The sequence below is a fragment of the Nocardioides nematodiphilus genome (assembly GCF_020216525.1).
Taxonomy (GTDB): Bacteria; Actinomycetota; Actinomycetes; order Propionibacteriales; family Nocardioidaceae; genus Nocardioides; species Nocardioides nematodiphilus.
On record NZ_JAIWOY010000009.1, the window covers coordinates 66,802 to 85,673 of the forward strand.

16 protein-coding genes and 1 riboswitch are annotated in these 18,872 nt (G+C 71.6%); of the genes, 7 read left to right on the plus strand and 9 right to left on the minus strand.

Annotated features, from left to right (window positions below):
• Positions 1–33 precede the first annotated feature (33 nt).
• Positions 34–180, minus strand: a riboswitch (cobalamin riboswitch).
• Positions 181–273: 93 nt separating this feature from the next.
• From gatB to gatC, 3 genes are read right to left on the minus strand one after another with little or no spacing between them, the layout of a single operon-like run.
• Entirely contained in the window at positions 274–1,767 is a 1,494-nt protein-coding gene (gene gatB, locus KSO98_RS14585) for an Asp-tRNA(Asn)/Glu-tRNA(Gln) amidotransferase subunit GatB (RefSeq protein ID WP_225286385.1), read from the minus strand.
• 1 nt (position 1,768) lies between these two features.
• Positions 1,769–3,280 (minus strand): Asp-tRNA(Asn)/Glu-tRNA(Gln) amidotransferase subunit GatA, encoded by a 1,512-nt coding sequence (gene gatA / locus KSO98_RS14590; protein WP_225286387.1) that lies wholly within the window; start codon positions 3,278–3,280, stop codon positions 1,769–1,771.
• Entirely contained in the window at positions 3,277–3,576 is a 300-nt protein-coding gene (gene gatC, locus KSO98_RS14595) for an Asp-tRNA(Asn)/Glu-tRNA(Gln) amidotransferase subunit GatC (protein ID WP_225286388.1), read from the minus strand. The genes gatA and gatC overlap by 4 nt, the downstream gene beginning before the upstream one ends.
• 102 nt (positions 3,577–3,678) lie before the next feature.
• On the opposite strand from gatC, the gene KSO98_RS14600 reads away from it, so the two are divergent.
• The 3 genes from KSO98_RS14600 to KSO98_RS14610 all read left to right on the plus strand — a co-directional run bounded on the left by KSO98_RS14600 (position 3,679) and on the right by KSO98_RS14610 (position 8,330).
• Complete coding sequence (locus KSO98_RS14600; protein ID WP_225286389.1) at positions 3,679–6,447, plus strand: FAD/NAD(P)-binding protein; 2,769 nt, start codon at positions 3,679–3,681, stop codon at positions 6,445–6,447.
• Between the two features lie 223 nt (positions 6,448–6,670).
• Positions 6,671–7,189: a SigE family RNA polymerase sigma factor gene (locus tag KSO98_RS14605; protein ID WP_225286390.1), complete on the plus strand. Its 519-nt coding sequence runs from the start codon at positions 6,671–6,673 to the stop codon at positions 7,187–7,189.
• On the plus strand, positions 7,182–8,330 hold the full coding sequence (locus KSO98_RS14610; RefSeq protein WP_225286391.1) for a hypothetical protein: 1,149 nt from the start codon (positions 7,182–7,184) through the stop codon (positions 8,328–8,330). Before KSO98_RS14605 ends, KSO98_RS14610 begins: the two co-directional genes overlap by 8 nt.
• Before the next feature lie 54 nt (positions 8,331–8,384).
• Here KSO98_RS14610 and ligA read toward each other — a convergent pair whose 3' ends face one another.
• On the minus strand, positions 8,385–10,589 hold the full coding sequence (ligA, locus tag KSO98_RS14615) for an NAD-dependent DNA ligase LigA (RefSeq protein WP_225286392.1): 2,205 nt from the start codon (positions 10,587–10,589) through the stop codon (positions 8,385–8,387).
• Between the two features lie 85 nt (positions 10,590–10,674).
• The gene (locus tag KSO98_RS14620; protein ID WP_225286393.1) at positions 10,675–11,133 is read right to left on the minus strand and encodes an Hsp20/alpha crystallin family protein; all 459 of its coding nucleotides are present in this window, start codon (positions 11,131–11,133) and stop codon (positions 10,675–10,677) included.
• 86 nt (positions 11,134–11,219) lie between these two features.
• Here KSO98_RS14620 and KSO98_RS14625 point away from each other — a divergent pair, with 86 nt between their 5' ends.
• The 3 genes from KSO98_RS14625 to KSO98_RS14635 all read left to right on the plus strand — a co-directional run bounded on the left by KSO98_RS14625 (position 11,220) and on the right by KSO98_RS14635 (position 13,906).
• A complete protein-coding gene (locus KSO98_RS14625; protein ID WP_225286394.1) occupies positions 11,220–11,534 on the plus strand; it encodes a MerR family transcriptional regulator in 315 nt (104 codons plus the stop codon).
• Positions 11,535–11,644: 110 nt separating this feature from the next.
• Positions 11,645–12,256, plus strand: coding sequence for a TetR/AcrR family transcriptional regulator (locus KSO98_RS14630; RefSeq protein ID WP_225286395.1), 612 nt, complete (start codon positions 11,645–11,647; stop codon positions 12,254–12,256).
• Between the two features lie 3 nt (positions 12,257–12,259).
• Positions 12,260–13,906, plus strand: coding sequence for an MFS transporter (locus tag KSO98_RS14635; RefSeq protein ID WP_225286396.1), 1,647 nt, complete (start codon positions 12,260–12,262; stop codon positions 13,904–13,906).
• An 81-nt stretch (positions 13,907–13,987) separates the two neighbouring features.
• Here the strand turns inward: KSO98_RS14635 and KSO98_RS14640 are convergent, their stop codons facing one another.
• The 4 genes from KSO98_RS14640 to KSO98_RS14655 are packed head-to-tail and all read right to left on the minus strand — an operon-like array spanning position 13,988 to position 17,887.
• A complete protein-coding gene (locus tag KSO98_RS14640; RefSeq protein WP_225286397.1) occupies positions 13,988–14,527 on the minus strand; it encodes a type 1 glutamine amidotransferase domain-containing protein in 540 nt (179 codons plus the stop codon).
• A gap of 54 nt (positions 14,528–14,581) precedes the next feature.
• On the minus strand, positions 14,582–15,574 hold the full coding sequence (locus KSO98_RS14645; RefSeq protein ID WP_225286399.1) for a uroporphyrinogen decarboxylase/cobalamine-independent methonine synthase family protein: 993 nt from the start codon (positions 15,572–15,574) through the stop codon (positions 14,582–14,584).
• Complete coding sequence (gene mnmA, locus KSO98_RS14650; protein ID WP_225286400.1) at positions 15,571–16,689, minus strand: tRNA 2-thiouridine(34) synthase MnmA; 1,119 nt, start codon at positions 16,687–16,689, stop codon at positions 15,571–15,573. Before mnmA ends, KSO98_RS14645 begins: the two co-directional genes overlap by 4 nt.
• 10 nt (positions 16,690–16,699) lie before the next feature.
• Positions 16,700–17,887, minus strand: coding sequence for a cysteine desulfurase family protein (locus KSO98_RS14655; RefSeq protein WP_225286401.1), 1,188 nt, complete (start codon positions 17,885–17,887; stop codon positions 16,700–16,702).
• Positions 17,888–17,961: 74 nt separating this feature from the next.
• On the opposite strand from KSO98_RS14655, the gene ppk2 reads away from it, so the two are divergent.
• Positions 17,962–18,852 carry a polyphosphate kinase 2 gene (gene ppk2, locus KSO98_RS14660; protein ID WP_225286402.1) on the plus strand — a complete coding sequence of 297 codons (891 nt, stop codon included), beginning with the start codon at positions 17,962–17,964 and terminating at the stop codon, positions 18,850–18,852.
• Positions 18,853–18,872 lie beyond the last annotated feature (20 nt).

Sequence of the window (18,872 nt, forward strand, 5' to 3'; positions counted from 1 at the left end):
TGGTCGACCCGCTGCGTAACCTCGGCAGCGATGTGGTCAAGACGCTCCGTGGCAGGTGCTCCGGCTTCCCTCAGGGGGTCACGGTTGCGGGTCAGCGCCGGAGTCTCACCGGCTTCCCCCGCTACGGGCGCATATGGAATTTGAGTACGGCGCAGCCTAACCCGTGCCCGCAGAGGAACGACCGCCGCGACCATGGGGAATCCCACAGTGCGGCGGTCGTGACCGTCAGAGTCGGTACGTCAGCTGAGCTTCTGCCGCGCTACGCGCGGCGGCTCAACTCAGCCGTTCGACGATCAGCTGCTGCACCCGAGCGGCGTCGGCCTGGCCACGGGTGGCCTTCATGACCGCGCCGACGATGGCGCCGGCGGCCTTCACGTTCCCGCCGCGGATCTTCTCGGCGATGTCGGGCTGCGCGGCGAGCGCGTCCTCGATGGCGGCCAGCAGGGGGCCGTCGTCGGAGACGAGCGCGAGACCGCGCTTCTCGATGATCTCGGCCGGTGTGCCCTCGCCGGCGAAGAGGCCGTCGAAGACCTGGCGCGCCAGCTTGTCGTTGAGGGTGCCCGCGTCGATGAGCTTCTGGACCTCGGCGACCTGGGCCGGCGAGACGCCCGCATCGACCAGGTCCACACCGGCCTCGTTGGCCCGGCGGGAGATCTCCGAGAGCCACCACTTGCGGGCGGCCTGCGGAGCAGCGCCGGCAGCGACGGTCTCCTCGATCAGGTCGATCGCGTCGGCGTTGATGGCGTCGCGCATCTCGAGATCGGTGAAGCCCCAGTCGGCCTGAAGGCGGACCCGGCGCTCGGCCGGCGGCTCGGGCAGGGTAGCCCGCAGCTCCTCGACCCACTCGCGCGACGGCGCGACCGGCACCAGGTCGGGCTCCGGGAAGTAGCGGTAGTCCTCGGCGTCGGACTTCTCGCGGCCCGACGAGGTGGTGCCGTCGGACTCGTGGAAGTGGCGCGTCTCCTGCAGCACGGAGCCGCCGGAGAGCAGGATGCCGGCGTGCCGCGACATCTCGTAGCGCACCGCGCGCTCCACCGAGCGCAGGGAGTTGACGTTCTTCGTCTCCGAGCGGGTGCCGAGCTTGTCCGAGCCCTTCGGGGCCAGCGACAGGTTCACGTCGCAGCGCATCGAGCCCTGGTCCATCCGGACGTCGGAGACGCCCAGGGCCTTGACCAGGTCGCGCAGCGCGGAGACGTACGCCTTGGCCACCAGCGGCGCCTTCGCGCCCGTGTTCAGGATCGGCTTGGTGACGATCTCGATCAGCGGGATGCCCGCGCGGTTGTAGTCGATCAGCGAGTAGTCGGCGCCCTGGATGCGACCCGTGGAGCCACCCACGTGGGTGGCCTTGCCGGTGTCCTCCTCCATGTGCGCGCGCTCGATCTCGATGCGGAAGGTCTCACCCTCCACCTCGACGTCGAGGTAGCCCTCGAAGGCGATCGGCTCGTCGTACTGGCTGGTCTGGAAGTTCTTCGGCATGTCCGGGTAGAAGTAGTTCTTCCGCGCGAAGCGGCACCACTCCGCGATCTCGCAGTTGAGCGCGAGACCGATCCGGATGGCCGACTCGACCGCCTTGGCGTTGACCGCCGGCATGGCGCCGGGCAGGCCGAGGCAGGTCGGGCAGACGTTCGTGTTGGGCGCACCGCCGAAGACGGCCGGGCAGCCGCAGAACATCTTGGTGTTCGTGTTGAGCTCGACGTGGACCTCGAGGCCCATGGCCGGGTCGAACTTCTCCAGGACCTCGTCGAAGTCGATGAGCGTCTCCGTCATGTCAGTTCGCTCCCTTCGGGGCGTACGCGGCCGGGGTGATCTGGCCGCCCCACTGCTCGAACAGGGCCGACTCGAGCGCGGCACCCACGCGGTAGAGGCGGGCGTCCTCGAGCACGGGCGCGAGGAACTGGATGCCGGTCGGCAGACCGTCGGCGGACGAGAGGCCCGAGGGGATCGAGATGCCCGGGACGCCGGCGAGGTTCGCCGGGATGGTGGCGAGGTCCTGCAGGTACATCGCCAGCGGGTCGTCGGCCTTCTCACCGATCGGCCACGCGGTGGACGGCGCGGTCGGGCTGACCAGCACGTCGACCTGCTCGAAGGCCTTCTTGAAGTCCTCGATGATCAGGGTCCGGATCTTCTGGGCCTGGCCGTAGAAGGCGTCGTAGTAGCCGCTCGAGAGGGCGTACGTGCCGATGATGATGCGGCGCTTGACCTCGTCGCCGAAGCCGGCGTCGCGGGAGACCTTCATGACCTCCTCGGCGCTCGGGCTGCCCTCGGGCGTGACTCGGCGGCCGTACCGCATGGCGTCGAACTTGGCGAGGTTGGAGGAGCACTCCGCCGGGAGGATCAGGTAATAGGCCGCCATCGCGTGCACGAAGCTCGGGAGGCTGACCTCGACGACGTCGGCGCCCATCTCCTTGAGCAGGGCGACCGACTCGTCGAAGCGCTCCACGACGTCGGCGTTCCACGCATCGCCCTGGAGCTCCTTGACGATGCCCACCCGGAGTCCGTTGAGGTCACGGGCGGCACCGGCACGGGCTGCGTCGGCCAGGCCGGTGACGGCGTTGGGGACCGAGGTGGAGTCGCGCGGGTCGTGGCCGCCGATCAGCTCGTGCAGCAGCGCCGAGTCGAGGACCGTACGGGTGCAGGGACCGAGCTGGTCGAGCGAGTTGGCCAGCGCGATCACGCCGTAGCGCGAGACCGAGCCGTAGGTCGGCTTCACGCCGACGGTGCCGGTCATGGCGCCGGGCTGGCGGATCGAGCCGCCGGTGTCGGACCCGATCGCGAGCGGGGCCTGGAAGGCTCCGACCGCGGCCGCGGAGCCGCCACCGGAGCCGCCGGGGATCCGGTCGTGGTCCCACGGGTTGCGGGTCGGGCCGTACGCGCTGTTCTCGGTGCTGGACCCCATGGCGAACTCATCCATGTTGGTCTTGCCGAGGATCGGCAGGCCGGCGGCCTTGATCTTCGCGGTGACGGTGCCGTCGTACGGCGGGATCCAGCCCTCGAGGATGCGGGAGCCCGCGGTGGTGGGCAGACCCTCGGTGGTGAGGACGTCCTTGATCGCGATCGGGACTCCGTCGAGCTCGTGCAGCGGGTTGCCCGCCTTGCGACGCTCGTCGGAGGCGCGGGCCTGGGCGAGCGCGCCCTCGGCGTCGACGTGCAGGAAGGCGTGCAGCTCGCCATCCGTGGCGGCGATCTGGTCGAGGTGCGCCTGGGTCAGCTCGACCGAGGTGACCTCACCGGAGGCGAGTGCCGCGGCCTGCTCGGCGGCGGTCCTGTGGATCCAGCTCACTGCTCGTCCCCCAGGATCCTCGGCACGGAGAACTTGTCGTCCTCCTGCGCCGGCGCGGCGGCGAGCGCCTGCTGCGGCGTCAGGCCCGGCACGACGACGTCCTCACGGAAGACGTTGGTCATCGGGATGGGATGGGACGTCGCGGGCACATCGGGGCCGGCCACGCCCTGGATCGAGGCGACCGACTCGAGGATCACGTTGAGCTGTGGAGCGAGGTGCTCCAGCTCGGCGTCGCTCAGGTCGATCCGGGCGAGGTCGGCCAGATGGCGCACCTCGTCACGGGAGAGTTCAGGCATAGCGCTGAGTCTAGTGGGCCGGATCTGCGCGCCGATGCCGCCCGTCACCCACCTCCGTGGATATAGTCATGTTACTTACTTGACTTAATCGGAGGGGTGGCCATGACCCGAGCGAACGCCACGCACAAGCCGCGCATCGTCATCGTCGGCGCGGGAGCCGCCGGCGCGCTCAGCGCCCTGCACCTGACGCGCGAGGCGGGCCGGCGCTCGACGGCCGTCGAGATCGTCCTTCTCGACCCCGCCGACCGCTGGGCGCGCGGCACCGCCTTCGGCACCGCCGACGACCAGCACCTCCTCAACGTGCCAGCCTCCGGGATGAGTGCCCTGCCCGAGGACCCGACCCACTTCGTCGCCTGGCGGCGCCGCAACGGCGGCTCGCCCGACGGCTACGTCTTCGCCCCGCGCCGGGAGTGGGCGCGCTACCTCGACGAGACCCTCTCCGAGGCCGTGCGCCAGGCGGGCGGTGAGGTCACCGTCGAGCATCGCCGCACCCGGGCGGTGGGCGTACGACGCCACACCTGCGGCGCAGCGGTGACCACCTCGGACGGTGAGGAGATCGCGTGTCAGGCGGTCATCGTCGCCACCGGCCTGCCCGCCGCCGGCCACCATTGGGCGCCGCCCGAGCTGGCGGACTCGCCCTTCTTCGTCCCGGATCCGTGGGCGCCCGGCGCCATCGACGTCGTCCGGCGCGACCGCACCGGCCCCGCCGACGTCCTGCTGGTCGGCGCCGGCCTGACCATGGTGGACCTGACCCTGAGCCTCACCGGGGAGGACGCGCGTACGGACCGGGTCCTGCACGCCCTCTCCCGCTCGGGCCGGCTCCCCCACCCGCACGCCCCGGCCCTCAAGCCGGCCGCGATCCCCGACGTCAGCGACTGGGGCGCCGACCTGGCGTCGATCCGCGAGCGCACCCACGAGCACCTCCACCGCGTCTGGGAGAGCGCGGGCGACTGGCGCCCCGCCGTCGACGGCCTCCGCTTCCAGCTCGCCACCCTCTGGGGCCGGCTCACCGAGGAGGACCGCGCGGCGTTCCTGGCCACCGACGCCGGCGAGTGGAACGTCGTCCGTCACCGGATGGCGCCCTCCAGCGACGTCGTCATCCGCGAGCTCACCCACGTCGGCCGGCTCGACCAGCTGGTCGGCGAGGTCCGCAGCGCCGAGCCGCTGCCGCGCGGCGGCCTGCGCGTGACGCTCAGCGACGACCGCACCCTCGACGTCGGCTGGGTGGTCAACTGCACCGGCCCGCGGCTCGACATCCGCACACTCGGCAACCCGCTGCTCGACGACCTCCTCCGTGACCGCAAGGGCGGCGCCCTCGCAACGCTGGCCACCGCCGGGATGGGCGTCCGGACCGATCACGGCCGTCTCGTCGACGAGGTCGGCTCCACCGCCGCACCGCTATGGACGCTGGGCGCGCTGCGCAAGGGTGAGCTGTGGGAGTCGACAGCCGTGCCCGAGATCCGTACGCAGGCCCTGGCGCTCGCCACCGGCGTGCTCGACGCCGTCGCACCGCTGCCCCGTCGCCTCGCCGACGGCACCGTCGTGCCCGGCACCCACCCGGCGGCCCGGCCGCGTGACCCGCTCGGCCTCCCGCTGTCGACCACCGCGGAGGCCGCCGCCGCCTACAACGCGGGCCTGGAGCGCGTCATGCGGCTGCAGTCCGGCGGCGAGGACCTGATCCGCGAGGCCACTCGCCTGGACCCGGACTTCGCGATCGCTCATGCCGCGCTGGCGATGCTCGGCCACGAGGCGGGCGCGTCGGCCGACGTACAGGCCTCCTTGCGCGCGGCCCAGCGCGCAGCGAGGCGCCGTGGCGACGACCGCGAGCGCAGCTTCGTCGAGATGGTCGCCCAGCGCGTCCGCGACGCCCGGCACGAGGGCGCGATCGCGCTGCGCCGCCACGTCGCCGAGCACCCGCGCGACGTCCTCGCGGTCTCCGCAGCCGTGCCGACGATCGCCTTCTCCGGCCTCATCGACGTCCAGCAGGAGGCCTGGGACCTGGTCGAGGGGCTCGCGCCCGCCTATGGCGACCACTGGTGGTACATCTCGCTGCTCGCCTTCATCCGCCAGGACCAGGGCCGGTACGAGGAGGCCGGACTGCTCGCCGAGAGCGCGCTGTCGTGCGAGCCCTCGTCAGGGCACGCCGTGCACGCGCTCACCCACGTCTTCTACGAGACCGGGCAGCACGAGACCGGCCGCGAGTGGCTCGACCACTGGGTGGCGGCGAGCGGTCGCTCGGCCAGCCACCGGGCGCACTTCTCCTGGCACGCCGCGCTGCACGAGCTCGCGCTCGGCGACACCGAGGCCGTCCGCGCCCGCTACTACTCCCAGCTCGCGCCGCCGGCGGTCACGGGCGTACGCGCGCTGGTCGACTCCGCCTCGCTGCTGTGGCGCTGGCGGATCACGATCTCCTCGTGGGACCCGGCCGAGACCGACCCGCCGCCGATCGAGCCGGTGCTCGCCGCGGTCGGCGAGGAGCTGCTCGATCGACCGGGCACGCCGTTCATCGCGCTGCACGCCGCGCTGGCGATCGCCGCCACCGGCGACCGGGCCCGTCTGGTCGCGCTCGGCGAGTGGTGCCGCTCGGCCGCGGAGTCCCCGACCCGGGAGGTCGTCGCTCCGATCGTCGATGCACTCGTCGCTGCCGCCGACGACCGCTGGGCCGACGCCGCCGAGATCCTGTCCGGTGTCATCCCGGCGCTGGTGACGGTGGGCGGCTCGGCCGCTCAGCGCGAGGTCATCGAGGAGTCGCTGCTGCTGTGCGAGCAGCGCGCCGGCCTGGTCGCGGAGGCCCGCACCCTGCTGGAGGCCCGTCTCGAACGCCGCTCCTGCAAGCTGGATGCCGACCGGGCCGAGCTGCTCACCCGGTGACCGACTGCGGCATCGACCGCGGCGACCCATCGCCCGGTGCATGGCGCTCTTGCAGACGTTGTCGCCGTGCACGAGCTTGCAGGAGTAGTCGGACGTGGCGCGTTCATCGTCGCGACCGTGACCCGCGTGATCGCCCCCATCCGAGTGGACTCTGAAAACCTGCGACCAACCGGACGCGACCTCACCGCATCTGTCAGGGTGACCACCGAGACAGGGAGTGTGGATGACCCGCAGACCCACCGACGAGCAGTTCGACGCGTTCGTCACCGACGCCTGGAGACCGCTCTACCGGACGGCGTACCTGCTCCTCGGCGAGCACACCGCCGCCGAGGACCTGACGCAGGCCGCCCTCACCAAGACGTACGCGGCATGGCCGCGCATCCGTGAGACCGCGGCCGCCCACGGCTACGCCCGCACCACGCTCCTCAACGAGGCCCGCACGCTTTTCCGCAAGGCGTCGTGGCGACGCGAGCTCGCCTCCGGCGACCTCCCCGAGCCACCGCCCGCGGACGGTGTCGATCCGTCCGACCGTCCGACCGTGCTGGCGGCGCTGCGCGAGCTGCCTGCGGGGCAGCGGGCCGTGATCGCGCTGCGGTTCTACGAGGACCTGAACGTCGAGCAGACCGCAGCGCTCCTCGACTGCTCCGCCGGCACGGTCAAGAGCCAGACCTCCGCCGGACCGACCAAGCTGCGCCGCCTCCTGGGCGACGCCATCCTTCCCGAAGGAGCCCTCCATGACTGACCGCCTGAGCACTCTCCTGCACGACGAGGCCCACGACCTCGCCATCCCCGACGCCCCGACGGGCGCGATCCTGACCGCGGGCCGCCGGCGCGTCCGCCGCCGGCGCACCGCCGTCGTGTCGATCGCGGCTGCCGCCGTGATCACCGGTGGCGCGCTGGTGCACGTCGCCGGCGCCAGGGCTCGTACGCCCGTCGTCCTCGACCCCGCGACCGCGCCGGCCGCCACCGACTGGGCGGTCGCGCAGGGCTCGGTCGTGCACCTCGGCACCGGCGCCACGGTGAAGGTGCCGGGTCAGGTCAAGTCGATGTACTACACGTCGGCCGGCACGCTGCTGCGGTTCGGCGCCTCCCCCTACACCGACGGTCCGCACACCAGCGGCTCGAGCTACTGGCTCGCGCGCCCGGACGGGACCCTGACCGACCTCCGCTTCAGTCTCAACGACCGCGTGCCGGGCTCGGATCCGTCGCTCCCCTACCTCGCCTATGCCGACAAGGGCGCGGACGACGAGCACTGGATGCTCGTGATCCGCGACGTCCGCGACGGCAGCACGGTGCGGGAGATCCCGTTCCGAGGCACCTCGACCTGGAACGGCTGGGCCGCTCCGCCGGTCTCGCTGTCCGGCGACCACGCGTACATCGGTGTCGACGGCACCCTGCTGGACGTGCGCTGGCGCACCGGCCGGGTCGAGGAGACGACCGTGCCCGAGCACATGCCCGAGACGCGCGGCGGACGCGAGATCGTCAGCAACGACGCACAGGGCAGGATCCAGGTGGTCGACCTCGCCTCCGGCGCGGTGCTCAAGACCATCACGTACGACCCGAGCGTCGGAGTGGAGCGCTACCCGCAACTCTCCACGGACGGCACCCACCTGGCGCTGCTGCCGTACGCGATGTGCACCGACGACGGATCCTGCAGCTATGAGGGCAGGTCGGCCAGGATCATCGACCTCGCCACCGGTGCATCGCGCACCACCTCGCTGGAGTACGGCGCGTTCGGGTGGACCGCGACCGGTCGCCTGCTCGTCGTCGATGGGGCCTCGGTGAAGTCGTGCGATCCCGACACGATGGCGTGCACCAGCACCCCCGTCACCCTGGACGGCACCGGCCCGATCCGGGTCAGCGGGAACAACAACGAGTCCTGACCACTCGACCCGCAGGAACTGACCTCTCGACCCGCGATATGTGACCTCTCGACCTCAGAGGGCGTCGGGGCCGGCTTCGAGCAGTTTCGCGAAGCCGGCCTCGTCGAGGATGGTGAGCCCGAGCTCCTCGGCCTTGTCGGCCTTGGAGCCCGCGTTCTCGCCGATGACGACGTAGTCGGTCTTCTTCGAGACCGAGCCGGCGGCCTTGCCTCCGCGGCTGATGATCGCCTCCTTCGCCGAGTCGCGGGAGAAGCCCTCGAGCGAGCCGGTGACCACGATCGTCAGCCCCTCGAGGGTGCGCTCGATCGACTCGTCGCGCTCGTCGGCCATCACCACGCCGGCCGCTGCCCACTTGTCGACGATCTCGGCGTGCCACGGCTCGCGGAACCACGCGATCAGCGAGTCGGCGATCACCCCGCCCACACCCTCGATCTCGGCGAGCCGGGCGCGGGCGGCCAGGGCGCCGGCCGACGCCGACTCCACCGCCTCGCCGCTCACCTCGGCGGCCTCGTCCGCGTCGGGATCGACCTCCGCCGAGACGGCCGGGTCCGCCGCCCGCACGACCTCGCGCAGCGCCTCCATCGAGCCGAACTCCCCCGCGACCGCACGCGAGGCCGTCGGGCCGACGTGGCGGATGGAGAGCCCGACCAGGACGCGCCACAGCGGCACGGACCTCCGCTCCTGGAGGTTGCTCAGCAGCTTGTGCGCGGTGGCGGTGAGCTGCGGCCCGTCCTCGCCCTTCTTGGGGGCTCGGGTGAACAGCGGCGTCGCGGCGAGCTTCGCCTCGTCGAGGTCGAAGATGTCGCCCTCGTTGCGCAGGGCACCGGACTCGAGCAGCGCGACGCAGGCTTCGTATCCCATCCCCTCGATGTCGAAGGAGCCGCGGCCGGCGACATGGTTGACCCGCTCGGTCACCTGGGCGCGGCAGTACTGGTGGTTGGGGCAGCGGCGGTCCTTGTCGCCGGCCTTCTGCTCGACCAGCGGCGTGCCGCAGGCGGGGCACTCGGTCGGGGGCGTCCACTCCGGCAGGCCGTCGGGGCGCAGCGCCAGCACCGGGCCGAGGATCTCGGGGATGACGTCGCCGGCCTTGCGCAGCACGACGGTGTCGCCGGGGCGCACGTCCTTGCGGGCCACCTCGTAGAAGTTGTGCAGCGTCGCCATCTCGACCGTGGAGCCCGCGACCTTGACCGGCTCCATCACGCCGAACGGCGTGACCCGGCCCGTACGGCCGGTGTTGACCGCGATCTCCTTGAGGAGGGTGTTGACCTCCTCGGGCGGGTATTTGTACGCGATCGCCCAGCGCGGCGCCCGCGAGGTGGAGCCGAGGCGGCGCTGGAGCGAGACGTCGTCGACCTTGATCACCACGCCGTCGATCTCGTGGGTGAGCACCTCCGGGTCGTGCCGGTGCTCCGCGAAGTAGGCGATGAACTCCTCGACGCCCGCCAGGTCGGGGACGACCTTGACCAGCGGCGAGATCGGAAGGCCCCACGACGAGAGCGCGGCGTAGGCACCCGACTGCGAGGTGGCCTCGAAGCCCTCGCGAGCGCCGATGCCGTGGCACGTCATCCGCAGGCGGCGCGATGCGGTGATGGCCGGGTCCTTCTGCCGCAGCGAGCCGGCCGCAGTGTTGCGCGCGTTGGCGTAGAGCGGCTTTCCGGCCGCCTCCTGCTCGGCGTTGATCTCCTCGAAGCGCTTCGTGGGCAGGTAGACCTCGCCGCGCACCTCCACCAGCGCCGGCACCGGGTGCTCGGCCGAGCCGGTGAGGCGCTGCGGGATGCCCTCGATGGTGAGCACGTTGGCGGTGACGTCCTCGCCCGTACGGCCGTCACCGCGGGTCAGGGCCCGGGTCAGCCGTCCGTCCTCGTAGAGCAGGTTGATCGCGAGGCCGTCGAACTTCACCTCGCAGAGCAGCTCCGGCGTGGTGCCGGCGTCGCGTACGACGCGCTCATGCCAGGCGGTGACCTCGTCGGCGGAGAAGGCGTTGTCGAGCGACTCCATCCGCTGGAGGTGGTCGATCGAGGCGAAGGCGGTGCCCTCGTAGGTGCCCTTGCCCATCACCCGTTGCGTGGGGCTCTCGGGCGTGACGAGCTCCGGGTACTGCTCCTCGAGCTCGCCGAGGCGGCGCAGCAGCGCGTCGTACTCGGCGTCGGAGAGCGGGGTGGAGCCGTCGCGGTAGTAGGCGTCCGAGGCCGCCTCGATCTGCGCGGCGAGCTCGGCGTGGATGCTCGCGGGGTGCTGGACGGCGCGCTCGTCGTTCATAGAGCACATCTTGCCGCGCCCCACCGACAGGTGGGGACGCGGCAAGCGGTTGTGCGTGCGATCAGGCCTCGGACGAGGCCGCCGATCAGGCCGAGGCGCTCTCCTCCGAGGCGTTGAGCTCGGCCGTGTGGTGCGGCGTGGTGCTGACACCCTGGACCGTGATCTTGCGCGAGCGGGCCTTCTCCGCGACCGGGATCCGGAGCCGCAGGACGCCGGCGTCGTACGCCGCCTCGATCCGCTCGAGGTCGAGGTTGTCGCCCAGGACGAGCTGGCGGCTGAAGAGGCCGCGAGGCCGTTCGGACGCGAGCAGCTCCCAGTCGCCGTTGCGGGCGGGGCGCTCGGCCTTGACCGTGAGCACGTTGCGCTCGACGTCGAGGTCGAGCGTGTCGGGCGCGATGCCGGGCAGGTCGAACTCGACCACGAAGGTCTCGCCCTCACGCCAGGCGTCCATCGGCATGATCGCGGGTCGCGAGGTCGTGCCCGTGCCGAGGAGCTGCTGGGCGAGCCGGTCGAAGTCACGGAACGGGTCGGTACGCATCAACATGGTTCACCTCCGATGTAGTGGGTCGGCGATCTATAGTGATCGCTATAGGTTTCTTATAGCGCGCCGCAGACAAGGAGGCAAGTCGGATGGAGTCGATCGATCCCCTGACCGAGAGCCGCGCCCTCTTCGCCATCTCGGTGGCTGCCGACCTGGTCGGCACCGGCGTGCAGAACCTACGCGCGTACGAGCGCCGCGGGCTCGTCGAGCCACAGCGGACGCCGGGCGGCACCCGCCTGTACGCACCCGCGGACATCGACCGGCTGCGTCGCATCACCGAGCTCCTCGGCGCCGGCCACAACCTCGCCGGCGTCGAGTCGGTGCTCGCCCTCGAGCGCGAGAACGCCCTCCTGCGCGCGGAGATCCGGCAGCTGCGCGAGCAGGCCGGGGACGCTCCGGTCTAGTCCAGTCGGAAAAACCGGCTTGGCGGGAATGAAACGTCGTCGTACTGTCTTGGATGAAACGAAACGGTTTCGTTTCATTGTGAACACGACGTTAACTCCAGGAGTCTCCGGTGAACCTTCCACGCCCCCTCGCCCGCCCTCGTATCGAGGGTGACCGGGAGCAGGAGATCCTCCAGACCGCCCTCACCATCCTCGGTGAGGTCGGCTATGACCGGCTCACCATGGACGCCGTCGCCGCTCGGGCGAAGGCCTCCAAGGCGACGCTGTACCGGCGCTGGTCCACCAAGGCCAAGCTCGTCATCGACGCGCTTCACGCCACCAAGGACCACGGGCCGATCCCGGAGGACACCGGCAGTCTGCGCGGCGACCTCCAGGCGGCGTTCTGCGGGCTCGGTGGCCTCACCGACCCGGAGATGGTCGCCACCATGGGTAGCGTCATCACCGCCATCAGCCGCGACGCTGAGTTCGCCCGCGAGTTCCGCGAGCAGTTCATCGCCGCCAAGGTCGAGCTCAGCCGCATCATCTGGGACCGCGCCGCCGCCCGAGGCGAGCTCCGTCCCGACCTCGACATCGACCTCATCAGCCACGCCATGCCCGGCGTGGTGCTGCACCGCGTCTTCATGCTCGGCGAGACCGCTACCGAGGACCTCGTCACCCGCGTGATCGACCAGATCGTCATTCCGGCCGCATCCGGCCCTATCACCACGACCAACAAGGACTGACCCATGTCTTCCATCGCTCAGGCGGACCCGCCTGTCGAGGCGCCGACCGGCTCCCGCAACCTGGGGTTCGCGCTCGTCCTCATCCTCATCGCCCAGCTGATGGTGGTGCTCGACGCCACCATCGCCAACATCGCGCTGCCGTACATCGGCCAGGACCTGGAGATCTCCCAGGCGAACCTGACCTGGATCGTCACTGGCTACTCGCTCGCATTCGGCGGCCTGCTGCTCCTCGGCGGCCGGCTCGGCGATCTCTACGGTCGCCGCCGGATGTTCATGCTCGGTCTCGGCACCTTCGCGATCGCGTCGCTGCTCGGCGGACTCGCGCAGAACGAGGCCCTCCTCCTGGGCGCCCGCGGCCTGCAGGGCCTCGGTGCCGCACTCGCCGCCCCGGCCGCGCTCGCGCTGATCACGACCACCTTCCCCGCCGGCCCGCAGCGCAACCGCGCGTTCGCCATGTACGGCGCCATGTCGGGTGCCGGCGCGGCCGTCGGCCTCATCCTCGGTGGCTGGCTGACCGGCCTCGACGGGATCGCCGGGCTGGACGTCCACGGCTGGCGTCTGACCTTCCTCATCAACGTCCCGATCGGCCTCGTCGCGGCCGCGCTCGCCCCGCGGGTGCTGACCGAGTCGGAGCCGCACCACGGACAGCTGGACATCCCCGGCGCGATCACCGGCACGCTCGGCCTGCTCGCGATCGTCTTCGGCCTCACCCGGGCCGGCGAGGCGGATTACGGCTGGGGCTCCGGCCAGGCCATCGGCTCCCTCGTCGCCGGCGTGCTGCTGCTCGTCGCCTTCGCGGTGGTCGAGTCCCGGGTGGAGCACCCGCTGCTGCCGATGCGTATCTTCGCCAACCAGACCCGCGCGACGAGCTTCATCGCCATGATGATCGCCCCCGCCGCGATGTTCGCGATGTTCTACTTCCTCAGCCTGTTCATCCAGCAGCTCATGGGCTACAGCCCGCTGCGCGCCGGCTTCGCGTTCCTGCCGTTCTCCTTCGGTGTCGTCACGGGTGCCACGATCTCCTCCAATCTCGTGGCCAAGGTCAACGCCCGTTTCATCGCCGGCACCGGCACCCTGATGGCGGCCGTCGCGCTGTTCGCCTTCTCGCGGATCTCCGCTCACGACGCCCCCAGCCAGGTGCTCGCCGCCATGGCGAAGGGCTCGACCGCCGGCACCAACGTCAACTACTGGGCGCACATCTTCCCGTTCATCGTGCTGATGTCCGTGGGCATGGGCATGGTGTTCGTCCCGCTCATGCTGACGGCCGTCCACCACGTCCGCACCGAGGACTCCGGCATCGGCTCGGGCGTCCTGAACACCATGCAGCAGGTCGGCGGCGCGCTCGGCCTGGCGACGCTCAGCACGGTCGCCCTGCACTTCACCAACAGCCGCACCGCCGAGGTCGCGCCGGCGCTCAGCCAGGGTCTGACCCAGGCGGGCATCGACCCGAACAAGGTCATCCCCGGCACGGATCTGACGTTCCTCCAGGGCTCGATCTTCCAGGCCAGCTTCACCGAGGGCGCGACCCACGCGTTCCTGGTCGGCGGCTTCATGATGCTCGCCACCTCGGCGATCGTCTGGCTCTTCCTCAACGTCAAGAAGGAGGAGCTGGCCACCGACGGCCCGGAGGCCCCGGTCCACGTCGGCTGACCGTCCCAGCTCGTACGTCCGAGTGCCCCACGACCCGACCGGGTCGTGGGGCACTCGTGCGTCTGGGGCGACTCGGCCGGCTCAGGCGGCCAGGGCGCTCTGGATCGCCTCGACGAAGGCGTCGAGGTCGTCGGGCTTGCGGCTGGTGATGAGGTTGCCGTCGACGACGACCTCCTCGTCCACCCACGTCGCGCCGGCGTTGCGCAGGTCGTCGGCCAGGCTCGGCCAGCTCGTCAGCCGGCGGTCCTGGGCGCGGCCGGCGGAGATGAGCAGCCACGGGCCGTGGCAGATCATCGCCAGGGGCTTACCGGCCTCGTCGAACGCCCGGACCAGCTCCTGGGCCGCGGCCTCCACCCGGATCCGATCGGCGTTGACCGTGCCACCCGGTACGACGAGCGCGTCCGTGCTCTCGATGTCCAGGTCGTCGAAGGTGCCGTCGACGTCGACCTTCCGGGTCGGCTCGGTGTCGCCCTCGGTCGCCTGGATCGCCTCGCGTTTGGTCGAGTAGACGCTGACGCTGGCGCCCGCCTCGCGCAGCCGGTCGCGTGGGACGACGAGCTCCGCCTCCTCGAAGAAGTCGGTGGCGATGATGGCGATCCGCTTTCCGGCCAAGCCGGGCATGGCAACCTCCTGGGGTCGTCGGTGGGTGACGCCCTCAGGTACCCACGATCCGGCTCAGCCGCTCAGGGATCCGGCGCTGGTGCGCGCCAGCGCCATCGCACGCCGACTCCACGCCACGCTGGCGCCGGCCATGCCGCACGACGGAGTGATCGCCAGCGACACCTCGTGCGGGTCGAGGCCGACCATGTCGAGCCAGCGCAGCACCTGCTCGGTGACCTGCTTGTCGGAGAGCCGGTCCTCGGGGTCGAGCGACGGTACGGCGCCGAGCGCCACCGTCTCATCCGCCTCCAGCGCGGCCGCGAGGTGATCGAGGTCGCGCGCGGTGAGCTGGGCCATGTCGACGGCCAGCCCCTTCGCCCCGGCGCCGCGCACCAGGTCCCACGGGGTCGCCGCCGCGCAGGAGTGCACCCACGGCTCGGCGCCCTCGTCCGCGATCGCCTCGAGCACCCACTGCAGCGCCTGGGAGGCCTCGGGGAGGTCGATGGAGCGGTGCCGGCCGTACCCGCTGGCCGTCGGGATCCTCGCGTTGAGGACGGCGTCCAGCGCGGCCTCGTCGACCTGGACGATCAGGGCCTCGACACCGGGGAGGCGCCGGCGCACGTCGCGCAGGTGGGTGCGGACGCCCTCCGCGAGCGCCTGGGCGAGCTCGCGGCGGGCACCGTGGTCGGCCAGCAGCCGGTCGCCGCGCGGGCGCTCCACGGTGGCGGCCAGCGTCCACGGCCCGGCGACCTGGATCTTGAAGGCACCGGTGTAGCCGTCCGCGAGCTCCTCGAGGACGTCGAGGTCCTGTGCGAGCAGCGACCGGGCGCGGCGCTGGTCGACGCCGGGCGAGCCGGCCGAGCCGGTGAGCCGCCAGCCGGCCGGCTGCAGGTCGGCGTCCAGGCCGTCGAGGATCGCGAGCGCCCGTCCGACCATGTCGGCGCCGACGCCGCGGGCGGGCAGCTCCGGCAGGTGCGGTAGGTCGGGCAGCTCGTCGAGGACGACCTTCACGGACTCGGCGAAGTCGGTGCCCGGCAGCGACCCGATGCCGGTGGCGACGACACTCATCGCGCTCCCTGCTCGCGGCCGGTCGCGGCGATGGTCGCCGAGCCGACGACGCGGGTGCCGTCGTAGATGACCGCAGCCTGGCCGGGCGCGATGCCGTACGCGGGGTCGAGCAGCTCGATCGCCACCTCGGAGCCGTCGCCACCGACCACCACGACCGCGCGGTGCTCGTCGCCGTGGGCGCGCAACTGGACGGTGACGCCCGCGCCCTCCAGGCGCGTCGGGACGGTGCCGCACCAGCGCGGCTTGATACCGGTGATCCGATCGACCGCGAGGTGCTCGCGCGGGCCGACCGTCACCACGCCGGAGACCGGCTCGATGTCGAGGACGAAGCGCGGCTTCCCGTCGGCAGCGGGCACGCCGAGACGCAGGCCGCGGCGCTGCCCGATCGTCATTCCCAGCGTCCCCTCGTGCGACCCGACGACCGCACCGCTCTCGTCCACGATCGCGCCCGGCGCGGTGCCCACGATGTCGGGCATCTTCTCGCGCAGCCAGCCGGCGCTGTCGCCGTCCGCGACGAAGCAGATGTCGTGCGAGTCCGGCTTGTCGGCCACGAGCAGCCCGCGACGAGCCGCCTCCTCGCGCACGAGGGGCTTGGGCGTGTCCGCGAGCGGGAAGAGGGCGTGCCGGAGCTGGTCCTGGGTGAGGACGCCCAGCACGTAGCTCTGGTCCTTGGCGCCGTCCTGGGCGCGGTGCAGCTCGACGCCGTCGCCGTCGGCGGCCGGTCGCACCTCCGCGTAGTGCCCGGTGACGACCGCGTCGAAGCCGAGCGCCAGCGCCCGGTCGAGCACGGCCTCGAACTTGATCTTCTCGTTGCAGCGCAGGCACGGGTTGGGCGTACGACCCGCGGCGTACTCGGCCTTGAAGTCCTCGACCACGTCCTCGTGGAAGCGCTCGGAGAGGTCCCAGACGTAGAACGGGATGCCGATGATGTCCGCCGCGCGGCGGGCGTCGTTGCTGTCCTCGATCGTGCAGCACCCGCGCGCGCCGGAGCGGTACGAGGCGGGGTTGCGCGAGAGGGCGAGGTGGATGCCGGTGACATCGTGGCCGGCCTCGACCGCGCGCGCGGCGGCGACGGCCGAGTCGACCCCGCCGGACATGGCGGCGATGACCCTCACCGCGGCGACCTCATCGGGACCCGGCGGCGCGAGCGCGCTCGACGCACGGCCCGAGGGCGGCGAGCAGCGCGGCCACGTCGTCCGACGTCGAGCCATGACCGAGGGAGAAGCGCAGCGAGGAGCGGGCCTCGGCCTCCGAGCGACCCATCGCCAGCAGGACGTGGGAGGGCTGCGGGACACCGGCCGAGCACGCGGAGCCGGTGGAGCACTCGATGCCCTGGGCGTCGAGCAGCATCAGCAGCGAGTCGCCCTCGCAACCGGGGAAGGAGAAGTGGGCGTTGCCCGGGAGCCGCTCGGGTCCCGGCCGGGCGCCGTTGAGCACGGCATCGGGGACGACCTCGAGCACGCCGCGGATCAGCTCGTCGCGCAGCGTCCCGACGCGGGCGGCGTACGTGCTCTGCTCCTTGACCGCAAGCTCGACCGCGGCCGCGAAGCCCGCGATCGCGGGGACGTCGACGGTGCCCGAGCGCACGTCACGCTCCTGGCCGCCACCGTGCAGCAGCGCCGTCAGCTCCAGCTCGCGCCGGGCGATGAGCGCGCCGACGCCGTACGGGCCGCCGAGCTTGTGCCCGGTCAGCGAGAGCGCGTCGACGCCGACGCCGGCGAAGTCGACCGGGACCGCGCCCACGGCCTGGACCGCGTCGGTGTGCACCGGGACTCCGTGCTCGGCCGCGAGCGCGACCACCTCGGCGATCGGCTGGACCGTGCCGACCTCGTTGTTCGCCCACATCACCGAGATCAGCGCGATCTCGTCGGCATGGGTCTCCAGCGCCGTGCGCAGAGCGGTCAGCGACAGCCGGCCGTCGCGCTCGACGGGCAGCAGCTCGACGACGGCCCGCTCGCGACGCTCCAACCACTCGAGCGGGTCGAGGATGGCGTGGTGCTCGATGCCGGTGCTGAGGATCCGCACCCGGCGGGGATCGGCAGCGCGCCGCGACCAGTACGCCCCCTTGAGCGCCAGGTTGTCGGCCTCGGTGCCACCGGAGGTGAAGACCACCTCCCCCGGTCGCGCGCCCAGGGCGGCACCGATCGACTCGCGGGCCTCCTCCACCACCCGGCGCGCTCGGCGACCGGAGGCGTGCAACGAGGAGGCGTTGCCGACCTCGTGCAGGTGGGCGCTCATCGCGTCCACGGCCGCGGGCACCATCGACGTGGTGGCAGCGTGGTCGAGGTAGACGGTCCGCGGCGCACGATTCATGACGCCCCCAGGGTACGGCGCACCGGGTGACGCTCTGTAACCCGGCGTTCAACCGATGCCTCTAGCCTCCGAGCATGATCGACGACCTGCGGGCCTACATCGACCGTCTCCAGGTGGAGGGTCACACGATCGGCGACGATCACGACGACGACCCGATCCTGATCGACCCGGCCGGCAAGGCGGTCGACACGTGGCGCGAGAACTACCCGTACGACGAGCGCATGGACCGCACGGAGTACGACCTACAGAAGTACGAGCTGCAGGTCGAGCTGATCAAGTTCCAGAACTGGCAGCAGCGCACCGGTCACCGGCACGTGGTGATCTTCGAGGGACGTGACGCGGCCGGCAAGGGTGGCACGATCAAGCGCTTCATGGAGCACCTCAACCCGCGGTACGCCCGCACGGTCGCGTTGGTGAAGCCGAGCGAGCGCGAACAGACCCAGTGGTACTTCCAGCGCTACGCCCAGCACCTCCCGGCCGCCGGCGAGCTCGTCCTGTTCGACCGCTCCTGGTACAACCGGGCCGGGGTGGAGCGCGTGATGGGCTTCTGCTCCGACGAGCAGTACGAGCAGTTCGTCGACCAGGCGCCGCGCTTCGAGAAGATGCTGGTCGAGTCCGGCATCTCGGTGACGAAGTTCTGGTTCTCGGTGACCCAGTCCGAGCAGCGCACCCGCTTCATCATCCGCCAGATCGACCCGGTGCGGCAGTGGAAGCTCTCCCCCATGGACCTCGAGTCCCTCGACCGCTGGGACTCCTACACCCGGGCCAAGGAGGAGATGTTCCAGCGCACCGACACCCGCTCGGCGCCGTGGATCACCATCAAGTCCAACGACAAGAAGCGCGCGCGGCTCAACGCGATGCGCCACTTCCTGTCCACCGTCGAGTACGACGGCAAGGACGAGGCCGTCGTGGGTCGCCCGGACCCGCTCATCGTCAAGCGGGGCAAGCGGGCCGTCGGCGACTGACCAGCCGCGGCGCGAGCCTG